General features: G+C 70.5%; 20 protein-coding genes. 7 read left to right on the top strand and 13 right to left on the bottom strand.

The genetic code is table 11. The annotated features are described in order from the left end of the window. Positions 1-861 carry a MaoC/PaaZ C-terminal domain-containing protein gene (locus AB0D53_RS34545; RefSeq protein WP_362453205.1) on the top strand — a complete coding sequence of 287 codons (861 nt, stop codon included), beginning with the start codon at positions 1-3 and terminating at the stop codon, positions 859-861. On the opposite strand, the gene AB0D53_RS34540 is transcribed toward AB0D53_RS34545, so the two are convergent. From AB0D53_RS34540 to AB0D53_RS34515, 6 genes are all read right to left on the bottom strand, one after another. After that, a complete protein-coding gene (locus AB0D53_RS34540) occupies positions 815-1,444 on the bottom strand; it encodes a TetR/AcrR family transcriptional regulator (protein ID WP_362453250.1) in 630 nt (209 codons plus the stop codon). The genes AB0D53_RS34545 and AB0D53_RS34540 overlap by 47 nt on opposite strands. A 163-nt stretch (positions 1,445-1,607) precedes the next feature. Continuing rightward, positions 1,608-2,954: a dicarboxylate/amino acid:cation symporter gene (locus tag AB0D53_RS34535; RefSeq protein WP_362453204.1), complete on the bottom strand. Its 1,347-nt coding sequence runs from the start codon at positions 2,952-2,954 to the stop codon at positions 1,608-1,610. A 441-nt stretch (positions 2,955-3,395) separates the two neighbouring features. Next, a complete protein-coding gene (locus tag AB0D53_RS34530) occupies positions 3,396-3,650 on the bottom strand; it encodes a DUF4229 domain-containing protein (protein WP_124722707.1) in 255 nt (84 codons plus the stop codon). A 151-nt stretch (positions 3,651-3,801) separates the two neighbouring features. After that, positions 3,802-4,329, bottom strand: coding sequence for a GNAT family N-acetyltransferase (locus AB0D53_RS34525; protein WP_362453203.1), 528 nt, complete (start codon positions 4,327-4,329; stop codon positions 3,802-3,804). Between the two features lie 120 nt (positions 4,330-4,449). Continuing rightward, the gene (mqnE, locus tag AB0D53_RS34520; protein ID WP_329814572.1) at positions 4,450-5,613 is read right to left on the bottom strand and encodes an aminofutalosine synthase MqnE; all 1,164 of its coding nucleotides are present in this window, start codon (positions 5,611-5,613) and stop codon (positions 4,450-4,452) included. 97 nt (positions 5,614-5,710) lie between these two features. Continuing rightward, on the bottom strand, positions 5,711-6,166 hold the full coding sequence (locus AB0D53_RS34515) for an Lrp/AsnC family transcriptional regulator (RefSeq protein ID WP_329814571.1): 456 nt from the start codon (positions 6,164-6,166) through the stop codon (positions 5,711-5,713). A 132-nt stretch (positions 6,167-6,298) separates the two neighbouring features. On the opposite strand from AB0D53_RS34515, the gene AB0D53_RS34510 reads away from it, so the two are divergent. After that, the gene (locus tag AB0D53_RS34510) at positions 6,299-6,433 is read left to right on the top strand and encodes a hypothetical protein (RefSeq protein ID WP_256260259.1); all 135 of its coding nucleotides are present in this window, start codon (positions 6,299-6,301) and stop codon (positions 6,431-6,433) included. A gap of 8 nt (positions 6,434-6,441) precedes the next feature. Here the strand turns inward: AB0D53_RS34510 and AB0D53_RS34505 are convergent, their stop codons facing one another. Beyond that, positions 6,442-7,116, bottom strand: a complete 675-nt coding sequence (locus AB0D53_RS34505; RefSeq protein ID WP_362453201.1) for a UbiX family flavin prenyltransferase — start codon at positions 7,114-7,116, stop codon at positions 6,442-6,444. A 139-nt stretch (positions 7,117-7,255) separates the two neighbouring features. Here AB0D53_RS34505 and AB0D53_RS34500 point away from each other — a divergent pair, with 139 nt between their 5' ends. Then, entirely contained in the window at positions 7,256-7,891 is a 636-nt protein-coding gene (locus AB0D53_RS34500) for a rhomboid family intramembrane serine protease (RefSeq protein WP_362453199.1), read from the top strand. Positions 7,892-7,956: 65 nt separating this feature from the next. On the opposite strand, the gene AB0D53_RS34495 is transcribed toward AB0D53_RS34500, so the two are convergent. From AB0D53_RS34495 to AB0D53_RS34485, 3 genes are all read right to left on the bottom strand, one after another. Continuing rightward, entirely contained in the window at positions 7,957-8,616 is a 660-nt protein-coding gene (locus AB0D53_RS34495) for a DUF4232 domain-containing protein (protein WP_362453198.1), read from the bottom strand. 481 nt (positions 8,617-9,097) lie between these two features. Then, on the bottom strand, positions 9,098-10,015 hold the full coding sequence (mqnP, locus tag AB0D53_RS34490; RefSeq protein ID WP_362453197.1) for a menaquinone biosynthesis prenyltransferase MqnP: 918 nt from the start codon (positions 10,013-10,015) through the stop codon (positions 9,098-9,100). After that, positions 10,012-11,469 carry a menaquinone biosynthesis decarboxylase gene (locus AB0D53_RS34485; RefSeq protein ID WP_362453196.1) on the bottom strand — a complete coding sequence of 486 codons (1,458 nt, stop codon included), beginning with the start codon at positions 11,467-11,469 and terminating at the stop codon, positions 10,012-10,014. The genes mqnP and AB0D53_RS34485 overlap by 4 nt, the downstream gene beginning before the upstream one ends. 191 nt (positions 11,470-11,660) lie before the next feature. Between AB0D53_RS34485 and AB0D53_RS34480 the strand changes: the two genes are divergently transcribed. From AB0D53_RS34480 to AB0D53_RS34465, 4 genes are all read left to right on the top strand, one after another. Beyond that, positions 11,661-12,056, top strand: a complete 396-nt coding sequence (locus AB0D53_RS34480) for a PLD nuclease N-terminal domain-containing protein (protein ID WP_362453194.1) — start codon at positions 11,661-11,663, stop codon at positions 12,054-12,056. Positions 12,057-12,068: 12 nt separating this feature from the next. Beyond that, entirely contained in the window at positions 12,069-12,482 is a 414-nt protein-coding gene (locus tag AB0D53_RS34475; protein ID WP_362453249.1) for a nucleoside deaminase, read from the top strand. 118 nt (positions 12,483-12,600) lie between these two features. Continuing rightward, a complete protein-coding gene (locus AB0D53_RS34470; RefSeq protein ID WP_362453193.1) occupies positions 12,601-14,712 on the top strand; it encodes a hypothetical protein in 2,112 nt (703 codons plus the stop codon). Beyond that, positions 14,705-16,270, top strand: a complete 1,566-nt coding sequence (locus tag AB0D53_RS34465) for a hypothetical protein (RefSeq protein ID WP_362453192.1) — start codon at positions 14,705-14,707, stop codon at positions 16,268-16,270. The genes AB0D53_RS34470 and AB0D53_RS34465 overlap by 8 nt, the downstream gene beginning before the upstream one ends. Positions 16,271-16,322: 52 nt before the next feature. Here AB0D53_RS34465 and AB0D53_RS34460 read toward each other — a convergent pair whose 3' ends face one another. From AB0D53_RS34460 to AB0D53_RS34450, 3 genes are read right to left on the bottom strand one after another with little or no spacing between them, the layout of a single operon-like run. Further along, positions 16,323-16,850, bottom strand: a complete 528-nt coding sequence (locus AB0D53_RS34460; RefSeq protein WP_362453191.1) for a hypothetical protein — start codon at positions 16,848-16,850, stop codon at positions 16,323-16,325. Positions 16,851-16,900: 50 nt separating this feature from the next. Then, positions 16,901-17,989 carry a c-type cytochrome biogenesis protein CcsB gene (gene ccsB, locus AB0D53_RS34455; protein ID WP_362453189.1) on the bottom strand — a complete coding sequence of 363 codons (1,089 nt, stop codon included), beginning with the start codon at positions 17,987-17,989 and terminating at the stop codon, positions 16,901-16,903. Then, on the bottom strand, positions 17,986-19,776 hold the full coding sequence (locus tag AB0D53_RS34450) for a cytochrome c biogenesis protein ResB (protein ID WP_362453187.1): 1,791 nt from the start codon (positions 19,774-19,776) through the stop codon (positions 17,986-17,988). Before AB0D53_RS34450 ends, ccsB begins: the two co-directional genes overlap by 4 nt. Between the last annotated feature and the right edge of the window lie 4 nt (positions 19,777-19,780).

Below are 19,780 nucleotides of genomic sequence, written 5' to 3'. Positions count from 1 at the left end.
GTGCCGAATCCGAACGTGTCACTCGTACGGGCAGCTGTCACGTCGCCGTTCAAGAGGGCCGGCCGACCGGGTGCCACCCTCCCCGCCGACCGGATCGCGCTCCCGGCCGCTCCGATCGCCGCCGCCCCGCTCGCCGCATACCGCCGGATCTGCGGCTACCCCGACCCGGGACCGCTGCCGCTCACCTACCCGCACGTACTGGGTTTCCCGGCCACCATGCGGCTGATGACCGCCCGGAGGTTCCCGCTGCCGGTCGTCGGCCTCGTCCACACCTGGATCGAGATCACCCGGCACCGCCCCCTGCACCCCGGCGACGCGCTCGAACTCACCGTGTACGCCGAGGAGCTGACGCCGCACCGGCGCGGCACCGAGGTCACGATGGTCACCGAGGCACGGCTGGCGGGCGAGCCGGTCTGGGAGTCCCGCAGCGGCTACCTCTCCCGGCACACGAGAACCGCCCCACCCACGGAACACCTGCCCGAACCGTCCGGACCGGCAGAAGCCACGCCCCCCGCAGAACTCCCCGCCGTCGCCGCGTGGCAGCTGCCCGGCGATCTGGGCCGGCGTTACGGCGCGGCCTCGGGCGACCGGAACCCCATCCATCTGTACCCGTTCACCGCCCGGCTCCTCGGCTTCCCCCGTGCCATCGCCCACGGCATGTGGACCGTCGCCCGCTGCCTGGCCGAGGCACCGCGCCCCGACGAGATCCACCGGGTGCGGGCCGACTTCAGGGCCCCGGTCCTGCTGCCCGCCACCGTCACCTACGCGGCGGACGCCACCGGCTTCCAGCTGCGCGGCAACGGCCGCGTCCACCTCACCGGGCGGACGGGCCCGGCGGCTGCCAGGGACGGCCGTTCATGAGGTTCTCCAGCCCCGCCCAGGAGAAGTTCATCAAGGTGGCCGCGGCCTCCTTCGCCGAGACGCCCGGAGTCTCGTTCGCCCACCCCGCGAGCGACTCCGCGGCGCCCACGAGCGCCTGCGCGAGCCCCGACACATCACGGTCGGGCAGCGCCGGATCGTGGTGCGCCTCGCGGGCCGCGGCCCCGATCAGCTCCGTCACGAAAGCAACGATCTCGTCCCGCATCGCCGTCACCTCGGCGGCGAAGGGCTCGCCGTGCGTACGGGCCTGGCGGTGCAGCACCGCCCACCCGTCCGGGTGCTCCGCCGTGTGCGTGAAGAACGCCCGCAGCCCGGACCACAGTTGCCGATCGGCCGGCAGGCCCGGCTCCGCACCCGCCCGCACCGCTTCGACCAGCGCTTTCGCCTCGCGCCTGATACAGGCGGTGAAGAGCTCCTCCTTGGAGTTCAGATACAGATAGACGAGCGGCTTGGACACCCCCGCCAGTTCGGCGATCTCATCCATCGAGGCGGCCCGGTACCCGCGCCGGCCGAAGGTCCGCACGGCCGCGTCCATCATCTGCTGCTCACGCACGGCCCGCGGCATCCGTTTGCTCTTCACAGCACCCACGTCGACTTCCTCCCGCCCCCCGGTGTGCCACTCCCCGGCAAGGGTACGGCGCGTGGTTCCGCCCCGTTGTGCACGCCGACGCCCCCGGTCCTGCCCGAAGGCGGACCGGGGGCGCCGGCGTGTGTCGTGCGGTGAGCGGTTACGCGGCGACCGGCACCCGCTCCGGCTCGGTGTCCCGCACCTCGTCGCCGTCGACCGGGGAGGACGAGGCCGAGTTGTACGCGTCGTGGTCGAGGATCTTCTCGCGGGCCGAGACGATCACCGGTACCAGCGCCTGGCCGGCCACGTTCGTGGCCGTCCTCATCATGTCCAGGATCGGGTCGATGGCCATCAGCAGGCCGACGCCCTCCAGCGGGAGACCCAGCGTCGACAGGGTGAGGGTCAGCATGACCGTCGCACCGGTGAGACCGGCGGTGGCCGCCGAACCGATCACCGAGACGAACGCGATCAGGATGTAGTCGCCGACGCCGAGCTGCACGTCGAAGATCTGCGCGATGAAGATCGCCGCCAGCGCCGGGTAGATCGCGGCGCAGCCGTCCATCTTGGTGGTGGCGCCGAACGGGACCGAGAAGGAGGCGTACTCCTTCGGGACACCGAGGCGTTCGGTGACCTTCTGGGTGACCGGCATGGTGCCGACCGAGGAGCGGGAGACGAAGGCCAGCTGGATGGCCGGCCAGGCACCCTTGAAGAACTGCACCGGGCTGAGCTTGGCGACGGTGGCGAGCAGCAGCGGGTACACGCCGAACAGCACCAGGGCGCAGCCGATGTAGACATCGGCGGTGAACGTCGCGTACTTGCCGATCAGGTCCCAGCCGTAGTCGGCGATCGCGTAGCCGATGAGGCCGACGGTGCCGATGGGGGCGAGGCGGATGACCCACCACAGGGCCTTCTGGAGGAGCTCCAGGACGGACTCGCTGAGCGTGAGGATCGGCTGGGCCTTCTCGCCGAGCTGGAGCGCCGCGATACCGGCGACGGCGGCCATGAAGACGATCTGGAGCACGTTCAGCTCGGTGAACGGCGTGATCACGTTGTCCGGGATGATGCCGGTGAGGAAGTCGAGCCAGGAGCCCGCGTGCTCCGGCAGCTTGCCGTCCTTCGGCGTGAGGCCCGTTCCGGAGCCCGGGTTGGTGACCAGGCCGATCGCGAGGCCGATGGCGACCGCGATCAGCGAGGTGATCATGAACCAGAGCAGGGTGCGGGTGGCCAGCCGGGCGGCGTTGTTGACCTTGCGCAGGTTGGTGATCGACACCAGGATCGCGAAGAAGACGAGGGGCGCGACGGCCAACTTCAGCAGCTGGACGAAGATGTGGCCGACCTTGTCGAGCGTGGTGTAGAGCCAGCCGATGTCATACGTACGCGTGAGCCAGCCGAGTACGACACCGAGGACGAGACCGGCGACGATCTGGGCCCAGAACGGGACCTTGGGTATACGGAAACCGGAGCCGGACGGGCTGTCGGCAGCGGTGGACGCGGGGTTCGCGGACACGGACACACTCCAGATGTGACGCATCGGGACGCACGGGGACGACTGTGCGGGGGACGGGGGTGGGGTGCGGCGCCCGCGTCAGGGGCGGCGCCGCTGCATGGTGCCGTTCAGACCTTGCGGCAACAGACCGCGGACATACAGCGGCAGAGATCGACATGCAGGCGCTCCACGAGCGGGACGCTCGCGGCGTGTCGATGGCGCACTGCTGTCTTCATGTCGAACACGTTAACACTTGAACTTTGAGAAGCTCAAAGCTCTTCTTTGACCCAGATGGGCCCGCGACACCGCCGTCATCGCGCCCAGGACCGCCCCGGACACCCGCGGGAACGACAAAACCCCAGTACAGGAGCGGGCGCTCCGGCGCTGGGGTTTCGATGGAAAGGTCTGTGGGTGTGAGGAAGCTTACGTAGTCCTTATGCAGCCCTCACGCCGTCGCCACCGTCACGGGGTGACGTGGTCCTCGCGGGTGCGGTTCGCTTCGAGGCGCCCCTTGGCGCGGTCGACCGTGGACACGATCTGCTCGGACATCTCGTCGCGCTGCTTGCGCAGCAGCACATAGCTGAGCGGCGCGGACAGGACCAGGGCGAGCAGAATCACCCAGACGAGATTGGAGCCGTTCGTCCCGGAGGGCAGCAGACCGAAGTGGACGGCCACGGCCGCGACGGCGAAGCAGCCGACGAAGATGCTGAGGCGCATCGCGGTGTACCGAATGGTCGCGCTCGGCTTGGCAGCGGACACAGTTGGCCCCTCTCTCGACGTATGGCGGTCCTTCGATCCTGCCCGACCAGTGAAGCATGCCCCGGAATCGATCAGTTCGCAGGGCTCCGCCAATGGGGGCGGACCCGCCTCAGAGGCCGAGCGGCAGCAGCATGATGATGTCGTCGCGGTCGTCGCCGTCGGCCACCCGGATCGCGTCGGGCACCCGCCCCACCTCCTTGTATCCGCACGAGGCGTAGAAGCGGTCGACGCCGGTGCCGCCGCGGCAGGTGAGCCGGACGGCTTCGATCCCCTCGATCCCGCGGGCGGCCCGCGCCGCGGCGTCCATCAGGTCGCGCCCGTAGCCCTTGCCCTGGTGGCGGGGGTGGACCATCACCGTGTACAGCCAGAGCCAGTGCGCCATCAGCCGGTGGGTGTTGAGGGCGAGGAAGGCCGTGGCCGCGACGGCGCCGTCCTCGTCGCGCCCGATCAGCAGGCGGGTGCGCCCCTCGGCCATGGCGACCAGGTGCTTGACCAGCTCGGGCCGTATGTCCTCGACGGTGACGGGCGGCACGAAGCCGACCGCGCCGCCCGCGTTGGAGACATCGGCCCACAGTTCGGCGATGCCGTCCCGCAGGGTGCGGTCGAACGTCGGATCCAGCTCGAATGTAAGTGTCATCCGGGCAGATTAGCCATTACACCCTCCCGACCTCAAGCCATGTCCGGTACGCGAGAAAGCCCCGGCCGAAGGCCGGGGCTCCCGTGGAACCGAACCGCTGACGACGCGCGGGGCGGCCGGTCAGACGCGCATCGGCTGCGGCGACTCGCGCCGCCCGGCGTCCGGGCCCGGGTACTCGCGGATGATCTCGTACCGGGTGTTGCGCTCGACGGGCCGGAAGCCCGCGTCGCGGATCAGGTCCAGCAGATCCTCGCGGCCGAGCTTGTTCGGCGTGCCGTAGTTGTCCGCGTCGTGCGTGATCTTGTACTCGACGACGGAGCCGTCCATGTCGTCCGCGCCGTGCTGGAGCGCGAGCTGGGCGGTCTGCACACCGTGCATCACCCAGAAGACCTTGACGTGCGGGACGTTGTCGAAGAGCAGCCGCGAGACCGCGAAGGTCTTCAGCGCCTCGGCACCGGTCGCCATGGTCGTCCGCGCCTGGAGCTTGTTGCGGACCTTGCCGTCCTTCATGTCCACGAAGTCGTGCTGGTAGCGCAGCGGGATGAAGACCTGGAAGCCGCCGGTCTCGTCCTGGAGCTCACGCAGCCGCAGCACGTGGTCGACACGGTGCCGGGGCTCCTCGATGTGCCCGTACAGCATGGTCGCCGGGGTCTTGAGCCCCTTCTCGTGCGCCAGGCGGTGGATCCGCGACCAGTCCTCCCAGTGGGTGGCGTGGTCCACGATGTGCTGGCGGACCTCCCAGTCGAAGATCTCCGCGCCGCCGCCGGTCAGCGACTCCAGGCCGGCCTCGATCAGCTCGTCCAGGATCTCGGAGGCCGAGAGCCCTGAGATGGTCTCGAAGTGGTGGATCTCGGTGGCGGTGAACGCCTTGAGGGAGACCTGCGGCAGGGCCTCCTTCAGCGCGCTGAGCGAGCGCGGGTAGTAACGCCACGGCAGGGTGGGGTGCAGCCCGTTGACGATGTGCAGTTCGGTGAGGTTCTCGCCCTCCATCGCCTTCGCGAGGCGGACGGCCTCCTCGATCCGCATGGTGTACGCGTCCTTCTCGCCCGGCTTGCGCTGGAACGAGCAGTAGGCGCACGACGCGGTGCACACATTGGTCATGTTGAGGTGCCGGTTGACGTTGAAGTGCACGACGTCGCCGTTCTTGCGCGTGCGCACCTCGTGGGCGAGGCCGCCGAGCCAGGCCAGGTCGTCCGAGGCGTAGAGGGCGATGCCGTCCTCACGGGTCAGCCGCTCCCCTGCGCGGACCTTCTCCTCCAGCTCGCGCTTGAGCCCGACGTCCATGCGGCTGCCTCCCAGTTGTCGACGTGCTGTGCGTTCCCCGGTGCCGGTGATACCGGGCGAAACCCCCGGTCACCCCGGGGGCCCCACCACGTTACGCCTACGCCTCGTCGGGAAGTTCTCCGACCCGGTTCTCCCACTTGGTGGAGAGCACGATCGTGGTGCGCGTGCGCGAGACACCCCTCGTGCCGCTGAGCCGGCGGATGGTCTTCTCCAGACCGTCCACGTCGCCGACGCGCACCTTGAGCATGTACGAGTCGTCGCCCGCGATGAACCAGGCGTCCTCGATCTCCGCGAGGTCCTTCAGCCGGCGGGCGACGTCCTCGTGATCGGCCGCGTCGGAGAGCGAGATGCCGATCAGGGCCGTGACCCCGAGCCCCAGGGACGCGGCGTCGACGGTGGCGCGGTAACCGGTGATGACACCGGCGCTTTCCAGCCGGTTGATGCGGTCGGTGACGCTGGGCCCGGAGAGCCCGACGAGCCGTCCCAGCTCGGCGTACGAGGCCCTGCCGTTCTCCCTGAGGGCCTGGATGAGCTGCCTGTCCACCGCGTCCATGTGACTGAAACCTTCCATTGTTCAGCAGTATCGCGAGTCTACGTGTAGAATCTAAGGCATGCAGGCTTCATTGCCTGTAAATCTTTCCGAACATCCAAAAAACGCTTTCGAATCTTCAGGAGTGAGAACACCGTGTACACGATCGAGATGGCCTACGCCCGGATGCGCGAGCTGCAGGACCTGGCCAACCGCTCGCGTGCCCACCAGCCCGCCGCCGCGCACCGGGTCGACCGGACCCGCAAGCCGCGCGCCATGAAGAAGCGCTGACACCGGGGTCAGCCACGGGAGTCACGGGAGCCGCCACCGAGCTCTCCCTCCCACCGGCGGTACAGGTCGTGCGGCACACCCGCCGCGTCCAGTACCCGCCCGGCGACGAAGTCCACCAGATCCTGGATGTGCGTCGCCCCCGCGTAGAACGCCGGAGAGGCGGGCAGCACCACGGCGCCCGCCTCGTCCAGGCTCACCAGATGCTTCAGCGTCTGCCCGTTCAGCGGGGTCTCCCGCACCGCGACGACCAGCTTCCGCCGCTCCTTGAGCGTCACGCTCGCGGCCCGCTGGAGCAGATCCTTCGAGAGCCCGAGCGCCACTCCGGCCACACAGGCCGTCGAGGCCGGGACGATCAGCATCCCCTTCGCCGGATACGACCCCGAGGACGGGCCCGCTCCCAGGTCACCGGCCGCCCAGTGCCGTACGCCCTCGATGTCCACGTCGAAGGTGTGCGGTTTCCCGTCCGCCCCGCGCGCCAGCCAGCTGCGCAGATCCTCCTGCCAGTGCCCGTCGCGGAACGCGATCCCGGTCTCGTCCAGCAGCGTCAGCCGCGAGGCCCGGCTCACCACCAGGTCGACGCTCTCCCCCGCGGCCAGCAGACCGCGCAGCACGGCGGCGGCGAATGGAGTGCCCGAAGCGCCTGAAACCCCGACAATCCAAGGCTGTCGCTGGTGCTGAGTCACTGAAGTCCCGGAATCCACACTCCTGAGCCTATCCGGCGGTACGGAACCGGAACTGAGTAAGGTGCCTCGGGCGTTCCAGGGGTGGGAACAGGGACGGCGGGCAACCGCGAGGAACGACGGGGGACGACAGGGGGGCACGATGGCCGCGTCGTGGGACCGGTCCGCGCCGGTGTGGACGGCGGGCGACCGCGCGAGGACCGCGGCCAAGCTGATGCTCGGCTGGGTGGCGTTCCTCTGGCTGCTCGAAGCCGTCGACGCCGCGACCGGCCATGCGCTGGACTCGTTCGGGATCGAGCCCCGCCGGGCCGGGGAGCTGCTGGACGTGGTGCCCGCGTCCTTCATCCACTTCGGCTTCGGCCATGTCGCCTCCAACAGCGTGCCGCTGCTGGTCTTCGGCTTCCTGGCGGCGCTGAGCGGCGTCCGCAGGTTCGCCGCCGTGGCCGCGATGATCATCGTGGTCGACGGGCTCGGCGTCTGGCTGGTCTCACCGGACGGTTCCAACACGGCGGGCGCGTCCGGGCTGGTCTTCGGCCTCTTCGGCTATCTGCTCGTCCGGGGGTTCGTGGACCGCAGGGTCCTCGACATCGCCGCCGGTCTGGTGGTCGGCGCGATATGGGGCTCGTCGATCCTGGTGGGGCTCTCCCCCGCCAACACCTCGGTCAGCTGGCAGGGGCATCTGTTCGGGCTGGCGGCGGGCGTGGCGGCGGCCTTCGTCTTCCGCCGCCCCGCGCGCGGCCGGAGCACGGTGCCGCCCGCCCGGCCGCTCATACCGTAGAGCGCGCTCCATGCCATGGAGCGCGCTCATGCCGTGGGGCGCGGACCGGTCCCGTGGTGTCCGGGTCAGCCCTCGCCCTGACCGGCGCTCCCCATCGGGCCGACCTTCACCTGGGAGCCGGATCCGTCCGTGACGGGCAGCGTGGCACCGCCGGGCCATTCGAGGGAGAACGACTTCGTCTCGTCCGGCGGGGTCACCACCAGGGCCGTGATGCGGACGCCGGAGCCGCCCGACTTGTTGATCGGGTAGTTGATGCCGAAGTACACCGACTTCCCGTCCTTGAGGGTCATCGGGGTGGACTTCTCGCCGGTGCGCTCCGCGGACAGCGACCCCGCGCTGGTCTTCAGGTCGACGCCCGCGTAACCGGAGAGCACGCAGTCCCGGCCGCCGCCGTTCTTGAACTCCACCGCGACGGTGCCCTCGGTGTCGCCGTCGATGGTGCTGTCCGTCGCGGTGATGTCCAGGTCGTCGGTGCGGCACTTGCCGATGCCGCTGTTCCCGCCGGAGCCGGTCCCGGCGGCCGTGCCCTGCCCGCCGGACCCCTTTCCGTCGGAGTCCTTGCCGCCGTCCTGGTCCGCACCGCCCGAGCCCGAGCCGCCGCTCGCCGACGACGCGGAGGACGGAGGAGCGGTCTGTCCCAGGTCGTCCTCGCCGTCCTGGCAGGCCGTGAGCGAGAGACCGGCGACAACGGCCAGGGCGGCGAAGGTGAGCTTGCGTGCGCGCATCGTTTCTTCCTCAGTGTCAGTGGGGGGTGTCGGCGGCTCGGCACGGTCGGTACGAGCGAGCGTTTCTGATCACCAGGAGTCGCCAGGCCCGGCGACCCGTTCCGCCCAACCACCCGCTAATACACCCCTGTTACACGCACAGCCAGGCACAACGCGCACCACCGCCGGGCCTGCCCCGCCCGCACCCGCCCCCTGCCGCGCACGCTTCCCGCCGCCGTCCGGCAAGGGAAACAGGGGCCGGACACGGCCCGCCGCAGCGCGCGGGGAGACGCCGCCGGCCGGCCGGGGCGGCGGTTCCCACCGCCGTCGCGCACCCGCCGGCACCCGCGGTCCACTGGGACGGACCCGTGACGCGGCGGTCCTTGACCGCCCCGGGTGACCTGCCTCGTCGACCCGGCGCGCCCACGCCCAGGGCGGCAGTCCGTCGGGGACGAGGTCCGGGACCCGCCGGGCATGCCCCCGGACACGGCCCCGGGCGGGCTCAGACGGTCAGGCCCCGCACCAGCAGGTCCAGGAGAGCGCACGCGAACAGCGCCATCCCGATGAAGCCGTTGACCGAGAAGAACGCCCGGTTCAGCCGGGACAGATCGTGCGGGCGCACCACCCGGTGCTCGTACACGAACGCGACGGCGACGATCGCCATGCCGATCCAGTAGAACAGCCCGGCCTCCGTGGCCAGCCCGAACCAGACCAGCAGCCCGGTCGTCACCACATGGCAGACCCGCGCGCCCCACAGCGCGGCCGGGATCCCGAACCGGGCCGGCACCGAGAGCACCCCGTGTGCCCGGTCCGCCTGGACGTCCTGGCAGCCGAAGATCAGGTCGAAGCCGCCGATCCAGATGCCCACCGCGAGACCGAGGATCACCGCGTCCCACGACCAGCCGCCGGTCACCGCGAGCCAGGCGCCGATCGGCCCTATGGCCTGCGCGATGCCGAGGATGGCGTGCGGGTAGTGGGTGAACCGCTTCCCGTACGGATAGACCACCATCGGCACGACGGCGACCGGCGCGAGGGCCAGACAGAGCGGGTTCAGCAGTGCGGCGGCGCCGAGGAAGAGGACGACGGCGACGAGCGCCCCGGTCCACGCCGACTTCACCGAGACCGCCCCGGTGACCAGCTCCCGGCTCGCGGTACGCGGGTTACGGGCGTCGATCTCCCGGTCGATGATCCGGTTGCAGGCCATCGCGAAGGTCCGCAGCCCCACCATCGCGATCGTGACGAGGAGCAGGGTGCCCCAGTGGATGGACCTGTCCGCCTGGAACATTGCGGTCAGGGCGGCGATGTACGCGAAGGGCAGCGCGAAGACCGAGTGCTCGATCATCACGAGCCGCAGGAACGCCTTGACCTTGCTGTTCGGATGTACGGGCCCTGAGCCCAGTGCTGCTTCGGCGGCGCTCACAGTCCGTATTCCTTCCACCGGCGGTCGACCTTCGCCGCCGTCCCGGGGTCGGACTCGACCATGTCCGGCCAGCCTCCGTCCCGGGTGTAGCCCTCCTCGGGCCACTTCTTCGTCGCGTCGATGCCCGCCTTGCCACCCCAGAACTGCTGGTAGGAGGCATGGTCGAGATGGTCGACGGGGCCCTCGGTGACCGTCAGGTCCCGCGCGTAGTCCGTGTTGCCGAGCGCCCGCCACGCCACCTCGTGCAGATCGTGGACGTCGCAGTCGGAGTCCACGACCACGATCAGCTTGGTCAGCGACATCATGTGCGCGCCCCAGATGGCGCTCATCACCTTCTGGGCGTGCTTCGGGTACTTCTTGTCGATCGAGACGATCGCGCAGTTGTGGAAGCCGCCCGCCTCCGGCAGGTGGTAGTCCACGATGTCCGGCACGATGATCTTGAGGAGCGGCAGGAAGAACCGCTCGGTGGCGCGTCCCAGCGGACCGTCCTCGGTCGGCGGCCGGCCCACCACGATCGACTGGAGCAGCGGACGCTTCCGCATGGTCACGCAGTCGATGGTCAGCGCGGGGAACGGTTCCTGCGGCGTGTAGAAGCCGGTGTGGTCGCCGAACGGGCCCTCGGGAAGCATCTTCCCGGGCTCCAGCCATCCCTCGATGACCACTTCGGCCTGCGCCGGGACCTGGAGCGGCACGGTCTTGCAGTCGACCATCTCGATCCGCTTGCCCTGGATGAACCCGGCGAAGAGGTACTCGTCGATGTCCCCCGGCAGCGGCGCGGTGGAGGCGTACGTCACCGCGGGCGGCGCGCCGAACGCGATGGCGACCGGCAGCCGCTCACCGCGCTTGGCGGCGACCTGGTAGTGGTTGCGGCTGTCCTTGTGGATCTGCCAGTGCATCCCGATGGTGCGGCGGTCGTGGCGCTGGAGCCGGTACAGCCCCAGGTTGCGCACGCCGGTCTCCGGGTGCTTGGTGTGGGTGAGGCCCAGGTTGAAGAAGGAGCCGCCGTCCTCGGGCCAGGTGAAGAGCGCGGGCAGCAGGTCCAGGTCCACGTCGTCGCCGGTGAGGACCACCTCCTGCACCGGGGCGCTCTCCTGCTTCACCTTCTTCGGCGGCACGTGCACCATCGAGCCGAGCTTGCCGAAGGCCTCCCGCACCCCGACGAAGCCGTGCGGCAGCTCCGGCCTGAGCAGCCCGCCGATCTTGTCGCTGATGTCGGCGTAGGACTTCAGCCCGAGCGCCTTGAGCAGGCGCTTGTCGGTCCCGAAGACATTCATGGCCAGGGGCATCGAGGACCCCTTGACGTTCTCGAAGAGCAGCGCGGGGCCGCCCGCCTTGTTCACCCGGTCGACGATCTCGCCGACCTCCAGGTAGGGGTCGACCTCAACCTTGATGCGCTTGAGTTCGCCCTCGCGTTCCAGGGCCCGGAGGAGGGAACGAAGATCGTCGTAAGCCATGCCGTCCAGTTTGTCATCACCGTCGGCGATCAACCGGGGGACCCCACCCGGGCGGCCCGCGACCCGGTCGCTCCGGCGTCCCGCGGCCGGTTCACCCCGCTCGCCGTGATACGTCACAGGCACCGGTTACTCTGGGCCCCAACCGGGGCGGGACAAGCCCCGCCAACTCTCCGCAGGGGGACCTTTCCATCATGTTCCGGGCCCTGATCTATCTCCTGCCTCTGGCGCTGACGATCTACGCGTTCATCGACTGCCTGAACACCCCCGAGGACGAGGCCAAGCACCTGCCGAAGATCGCCTGGGTCTTCATCATCCTGCTGTTCTGGATCGTCGGCCCGATCGTCTGGCTGGCCGCGGGCAAGATGCGCCACGCGCCCGCCGGAGGCCGTACGCCGTCCGAATGGCACCGCAATCACCGCTCGCAGTGGGTGGCGCCGGACGACAACCCGGATTTCCTGAACGCGCTGAAGGAAGAGAACAAGAAGGACGAGTCGCTCCTCAAGGACTGGGAGGCCGACCTGCGCCGCCGCGAGGAGGAGCTGAAGCGCCGCGAGAGCGGGGAGAGCCCGAGCCCCTCGGGCGAGTAGCCCCCACCGGGCCTGCCCTGGGCCCGTACCGGCCTCGCCGAGGGCGGCGTTCCCGTCGGCGCCGCCCTCCACGGACCGGGCGGCACTCTCCCCGGCCGTGGCCGCAACCGCCGTGTCCAGGACGGCGATCCGTCGCTGCACGCGGAGACCGCGGCCTTCCGTGCGGCCGGGCGCCAGCGCTCCTACCGCGGTACGACGACGGCGACGGCGCTCTCCCCGTGCCGGTACCGCAGCGGCCTCGTGCGGCGGTTCGGGATCTCGCGGGTGGTGATCGGCGAGGCGCGGACGTTCAGCGGCGGGCACGAGTGGCCGGCCCGGCACGGGGTGGAGATCGTGCTGCTCGACGACGCCGTGCGCGTGGCACTGATGCGGGATTTCGTACGGGACCACCCCGGCCTCCGGAACGAGGACATCGGCGCCGGCTGATCCGCTGCCGCACACCCCCCAGAACGTTCGAAAATCCTCTCCACTCCCCAACTCTCGGGCGATATCCTCATGTTGACGGTGTGACAGATCGGATGAAGCGTCGACGCCGGGGGGTGCTGTGGAGAGAGAGCTGTACGGACGCGAGGCGATCTTCGACAACGACGGACTTGCCGCGCGCCTGACCGGCCTCACTCCGTACGGCTCCGCCCGGGTCGCCTACGAGCACCGCGACGATCCGCCGGTCGCCGTGCTGACCGGCGGTCGCGGCATGGGCAAGACGGCCGTGCTCAAGCAACTGCGCCATCTGTACCGGGAGATCACGCCGGTCGCCCTGGTCGACTGCGAGGCCGTCGTGGCGCCCGAGGACGCGGGCCCCGGCTGGACCCCGGTCACCGGCGCGCTGCCGGAGTTCGCCACCCAGCTGACGGCGAAGGTGCACGCCGCACGTCCGGTGTCGTTCCCCCGGCTGAGCCTCGGGCTCGTGGCGGTCGCCTCCATCTCCTGGACCCGCGAGGACGAGACGCGGGCACGGCGGGACCTCCAGTCGCTCGGTCCGATCCTGGCGACCGTCGACGGCCGCGGGGACGCGGCGACCGGCTGGGTCACCAAGGTACTCACCAAGCTGGCCGCCAGCGCCTTCGACTCGGTGGCCCCGATGGCCGGGATGATCGCGGAAGCCACCGTCGAGACGGTCCTGGAGGAATCGTTCAGCCGCTTCCAGCGCCGTTCGGCCGACTGGTACGGCGGCTACCCGCACGCGGGCGGCAACGGCCGGATCGGGCTGCGGCAGCTGGCGGTCGATTTCGAGCGCGGCGGCGATCTGCGCGGCCGGGCCGAGGACCATCTGGTGCTGGCGCTGGCCGCGGACCTGGTCGCCGCCTACGGGGGTCTGGCCAGGGGCGCCCGCCGGGGCCGCCCGGTGCTGCTGATCGACAACGCGCACACGCCGCTGGGCCGGCAGCTGGTGGAGCCGCTGCTGCGGCAGCGGGCCGCCGGGGCCCGCGACCGGATCGCGGTGTTCGCCTCCTCCCGGGTCCGGGACCACGAGGGGCTCAGTCATGCGGTGCGGCGCCGGCTGCCGGAGGTGGCGCACGGTTCGCGCTGGTCCAGGGGCACCGGCGTGACGTCCGGGATCCTGGCCGTGGAGCTGACCCCGCTCGATCCGGAGCAGGTGCGCTCGGCGTTCGACCGGCACGACCGGGCGGGCCGTGTCCCGGCCGGGCTGGCCCGTGGTGTGCACCGGCTGACGGGCGGGCGCCCGCTGGCGGTGGAGCTGCTGGCGCTGGCGGCGGGCGAGGCTCCGGAGCCCGCCTCGCTGGTGCCGGGATCGCTGCTGGACCGCATGGTGGAGGTGCGCGAGGACCGGGCGCCGGCGCAGGTGGCGGACGAGCTGCTGACCCGGCTGCTGCCGGGGGCCGAGCAGCGGCTGGACTTCCTCGCCGTGCTGGCCGCCGCGCACGGCGAGGACTCCGCGCGGCTGCTGGCGGGGAGCCGGCTGGGCCGGGGGGCGCCGGACGGCGACGTGGCGCTGCGGATGCGCGATGCGCTGCGGGCGGACGACTGGCCGGTCGGACCCGGCCACTTCATCGCCGATCCGCTGTTGCGTTCGCTGCTCCTGCACCGCCTGCGGTTCCAGGACGGCGACCATCCGTCCTACGCGGTGTGGCAGGCGGTGCACGTCTCGCTGCGCGGGGCGTACGGCCCCGGCGGCCGCCACCCGAGCGTCCCCCACCTGCTGTACCAGAAGCTGCTGCTGGGCGACGTCGAGGCGTGCGTGGGACATCTGCGGCTGCGGTTCGACGAACCGGACGTGCCGACGTGGCTCGCGCTGCTGGGCTTCATCGCTTCGGCACCGTACCCGCGCACCCGAGGGGCCGTCGGCCCCGATCCGCGGCGCGCGGTCGCGCTCGGCCGGGCGGACAACACGGTGCCGAGAGGGCTCGAACCGTCGGCCGGGGAGCTGCACGTGCTGCTGCGCCGGCTGCTGCACGCCGTATGGCTGCTGTCCGATCCACTGGCCCTGCCGGACGAAGAGGTGATCGACAAGATGGCGCACGAACTGCGGCAACTGTCCGGCAGGCATCCGACGGGCAACAGCCTGCTGTGGGACGCGGCGACGCACTGGCCCCGGGACATCCGGGCCTGGCGCCCGCTGTCCATGCCGCCGGGCGCACCGGGCGCGGGCGACGGCGGGCCGGGGCGGCGGGGGAACGGCGGCCCCGATGCGTAATCCACTGCGCTACCGCCTCTGGTACACGGCCCGGCAGAAGGTCGTCACCTCGGTCGTGGCCGCCGCCGTGGTGATCACGTCCGGCTGGTACGGCATCGGCCGGCTCACCGCCCCCGAGGACCGCTCCTGCGCCCGGGGCGTCGAGCGGCCGCAGGGCAGCGACGAGTGCATCGGCGTCTCCGGTGACGGCTACGACTTCGGGCGGCCGAAACTGACCGAGGTCGCCGCGGCCATCGCCCGCGAGAACGACAGTCTGAAGCCCGGCCGGTACGCGACGGTCGCGCTGCTGCTGCCGCTGACGTCGACGGACGGGGCGATGCAGACGAAGATGCAGCACGAGCTCCAGGGCGCGTTCGCCGAGCAGTACCGGGCCAACCACCTCTCCAACGACCAGGTCCCGAAGATCCGGCTGGTGCTCGCCAACACCGGGAAGAACAGCCTGCTGTGGCGGCCCGCGGTCGACCGGCTGAAGACGATGACCGGGGCCCCGGACCACCTGCGGGCGGTGTCGGGCGTCGCCACCAGCAGTACGCAGATCAAGTCGGCCGTCAAGGAGCTGACCGCCGCGCACATCGCGGTCGTCGGCACCACGATCACGGCCGACGACATCGCCAACGGCGCGAAGGGCGACCCGTTCCCCGGCCTGGCCCGGGTGTCGCCGACCAACCGGGACGAGGCGCGTGCTCTGGCCCGCTTCGGGCAGGTCAAGGCGGAGAAGGCGCTGCTGGTGCAGGACACCCGTACCGGGGACCACTACACGGACACGCTGCGGGCCGCCTTCACCTCGCTGGTGAAGGGCACCCGCTACCAGCCGGAGCTGTTCACCTCGCGCAGCGACCCCAACGACGAGGGCACCACGGCCAACACCTTCCAGCAGATCACGCACCTGATCTGCGACACGGACGCGGAGACGGTGTTCTTCGCCGGACGCCACGTCCAGCTGCGGCAGTTCATCAACGCGCTCGGGGCCCGGGGCTGCCAGAACCGCGCGTTCACGATCCTGACCGGCGACGAGGGCTCGTACCTCGGCAGCGACAAGAAGCTCGACCGGAGCGCACTGCGCCGGAAGGTGACCGTCCGCTACGCCTCGCTGGCGCACCCGGACGCCTGGGTGTCGGCGACGGGCAGGGGCCGGGCCGCCACGGGCGGTTCCCCGGCGGACTACCGCGCCTTCCTGGACCTGCTGGCCACGGTGTCGAAGAAGCCCGCGGGCCCGATCGGCCCGACGGATCACAAGGCCCTGACCGACGGCCAGGTGATCATCGCGCACGACGCGATGATGCTGGCGGTGCAGGCCGTCCGGCAGGCGACCCCCGAGGACGAGCGGCTGCCGCAGCTCGCGGACGTGGGCGAGCAGTGGCCGCGGGTGAAGGGCTCGCTGCGGGTGTCGGGGGCCAGCGGCTGGATCTGCCTGGACAACCACGGCAACCCGTACAACAAGGCGGTCCCGGTGGTGGAGCTGGCACCCGAGGACGCCAGTCAGCGGTTCGTGTCGATCGCCTGGCCGGAGGGCGCACCGCCGGACGGGAAGTGCCTGCTGCCGTCCTCGGCGCCGTGACGCCCGTCCCTCGGCGCCGTGATGCCCGCCGGAGAGGCCGCCCGACGACCTCTCACCCCTCGGCCGCCACGTACTCCTCACGGAGCCCGGCCCACCGGACCGGGGTCCACTTCGACCAGTCGGCGGGGTACCCGTCGAGCGCGTCCACGAGGTAGCAGAAGTGGTCGTGCCAGCCCGCCAGGCAGTCCAGGCGTAGTTCGTCGTCGCCCCGGAACTCATTGGTGAACCGCAGCAGCACATGGTCGCCGCGCGGTGGCTCCAGGTGGAAGCGGATACGGCCGTGGAGCCCTTCGAGGGTGTACTCGGCGACCCGCTCGACGTCCCAGGCGGTGATGGTGCCGGGGGCGACCGCGGCCCGGCCCTCCTGGTCGGTGCTGAGCCAGCGGAGCGTGATCGCTCCGCCCACGCGGGGTTCGAAGGGGTCGGCGGCGGCGAGCCAGCCCGGCAGTCCCCCGGAACTGGCAACGGCTGCCCACACCCGCGGAACGGGGTGGGGCAGCCGTAGCACGAACCTCAGAGTGTGCAGGTCACCATGGGTTTCGCTGGTGCCGGGCTCGATGAGGGGGCTCGCAACGGTCATGGTTCCAGCGTGGCGCGGTGGTGCGGGATCCGCACCCGTACAGGGGGTTCTCAGACGCCGGCGTAGGAGTGCTTGCCGGTGACGAAGATGTTCACGCCGTAGTAGTTGAAGAGCCAGCAGCCGAAGGCGATCAGCGCCAGGTAGGCGGCCTTGCGGCCCTTCCAGCCCGCGGTGGCGCGTGCGTGCAGGTAGCAGGCGTACGCGACCCAGGTGATGAAGGACCAGACCTCCTTGGGGTCCCAGCCCCAGTAGCGGCCCCATGCGTCGCCCGCCCAGATGGCGCCCGCGATGATCGTGAACGTCCACAGCGGGAAGACGGCGGCGTTGACGCGGTAGGAGAACTTGTCGAGCGTCGCGGCCGCGGGCAGCCGGGAGAGCACGGACTGGGCGAACGAACCGGGCTGCCCGCCGTTGGCGAGCTTGTTCTCGTAGCTGTCGCGGAAGAGGTACATCAGGGTGCCGGCCGCGCCGATGTAGAAGACGGCACCGCAGATGATGGCGGTGGAGACGTGGATCCACAGCCAGTACGAGTGCAGCGCGGGCACCAGCTGGTCGCTGGAGGTGTAGAGCACGGTGGTCGCGATGCCGAGGTCCAGCAGGACGGTGGTGACCAGGAGCAGCCCCATCCAGCGGACGTTCTTCTTCAGCGCGAGCAGGATCAGGTACGCGCCGACCGCCACCGTGGAGAAGGTGATGGAGAACTCGTACATGTTGCCCCAGGGGGCACGCTGCACGGACATCGCGCGGGCGATGACCCCGCCGGCCTCGACGAGGAAGGCGAGCACGGTCATGGAGACCGCCATCCGCCCGTAGAGGTCGCCCTTGAACGTGCCGCCGGCCGCGCCGGGCCCGTCCGGCACGTCACGGGTGCCGGCCGCCGCGCGCGTGACGATCTTCGGGCGGTCCAGTACGGCGGTGCCGCCGCCCTTCTGCGCGACCTGCACCTTCACCGAGCCTGCGGCGCCCGCGCCCTCGGCCCCGGTCAGCGCGGCGGCGGTGCGGCCGACCTTGCTGCGGCTGCCGAACACCCATTCCGCGATGTGCGCGAAGAAGGCCAGGGTGTAGACGGCCATCGACGAATAGATCAGCACATTGCTGGTGTGCGCCAGGTTCTCGTTGGTTGCGGCGGCGAGATTCACTTCTCAGCCCCTTCGGCAGGTTCTTCGGAGGATTCTTCGACGGAGTCGGAATCCGGTTCGGGGGATGAACCGGGCTCGGTATCGGTGCCGGGCGCGGTATCGGTCTCGGGCGCTGTGGGCGCCGAGGCGATGAGCGTGACCGCGAGATCGGCCAGCTCCTCGGGAAGCTTCGCGGACTCGCTGCGGCCGAGACCCGCCATTTCGACGACCGTGACGCCGTCCGCACCGGGGGCCACCCGGACCCAGACCCGGCGCCGCTGGATGAAGAGCGAGCCCGCGAGTCCGGCGATCGCGGCGACGGCTCCGGTGAGCGCCCAGCCGCTGGCCGGCTGCTCCGAGACCTGGAAGCTGGCCCACTCCTGGATGCCCTCGAAGGTGATGGAGCCCGCGCCGTCGGGGAGCTTCATCGTCTCGCCGACCAGCAGCCGCTGCTTGAGCTGCTTGCCCTTGGCGTCCTTGAACTCCGTCATCTTGGACTTGTCCAGCTGGTACACGTTCTGCGCCAGCCCGGAGTCGGGACCGAGGTAGCCGTGGTAGCCGTTGAGGGCCAGTACGGGCATGTCGGCGGCCGGGAACTGCGAGAACATCGTGCCCTTGCCGTTGCCCGCGAAGGTCGGCACGAAGAACGCCTGGAAGCCCAGCTGGGTCTTCTTGCCGTTCTTGTCGCGGTAGCCGTCGAAGACCTTGATCGCACCGGTCGAGGTGACGTTGTTGTCGATCGGCAGCAGCGGCACCGCGTTGCGGTAGACCTCCTTGCCCCTGCCGTCCTTGACCGAGACGACCGGCGCGTAGCCGTGCGCGTTGAGATAGACCTTGGTGCCGTCGACGACGAGGGGCTCGTTGACCCTGATGACGGTCTTCTGCGGCTTGCCGTACGCACCCTTCTCGTACGTCACATGGGCCTCGTAGGTCCTGGGCGTACCGATCTGGGGGCCGCGGCGCTCGTAGGTGCCGGTGAACTTGTCGAGCGTGAAGCTGAACGGGACGAGCGAGTCGTCGTCGAAGAGCGAACCGGACTTGAAGTCGTCGTACTGGGTGATCGTGTTGGAGAAGCCGTCGCCCTCGACGATCAGCTTGCCGCCCTCGGACTTGAAGAGCTGCCCGACGGCGAACGCCACCAGCATCACGATCAGGGCGACGTGGAAGACCAGGTTCCCGGCCTCGCGCAGATAGCCCTTCTCCGCGGCGACCGCGTCGCCCACCGTGTGTGCGCGGTAGCGCCGCTTGCGCATCATCGCGAGCGCGGCCTGACGGACCTGCTCGGGCTCGGCCTCGGTCCGCCAGGTGGTGTACGCGGGCAGCCTGGTCAGACGCTTGGGGGCGCCCGGCGGCTGGCTGCGCAGCTGGCCGACGAACTGGCCGGTGCGCGGCACGATGCAGCCGATGAGCGAGATGAACAGCAGGATGTAGATCGCGGAGAACCACACCGAGCTGTAGACGTCGAAGAACTGGAGCTTCTCGTAGATCGGCGAGACGGTGGTGTGGAGCTTCTTGAAGTTCTCCACCTTCAGCTCGTCCACGCTGTTCTGCGGGATCAGCGAGCCGGGGATGGCGCCGAGCGACAGCAGGAAGAGCAGGATCAGCGCGACCCGCATCGAGGTGAGCTGCCGCCAGAACCAGCGGACCCAGCCGATGACGCCCATGGCGGGCAGAGCGGCCGCGCTCTCCTCGCTCGGGGCGGTGGAGAGCTGGGAGCCGGCGGCGCCCAGTTCACCGGCGCTCTCCCGGTCCCGCTCGTCCGGGCGCTCGCGCTCCGGGGCGGGGGGGTTGGACTTGGTGTTGCTCATGGAA

Source organism: Streptomyces sp. NPDC048295, assembly GCF_040652135.1.
In the GTDB taxonomy this organism is placed as follows: Bacteria; Actinomycetota; Actinomycetes; order Streptomycetales; family Streptomycetaceae; genus Streptomyces.
The sequence above is the reverse complement of the archived record's forward strand: the minus strand, read 5'-3'. Positions and strand labels throughout refer to the sequence as shown.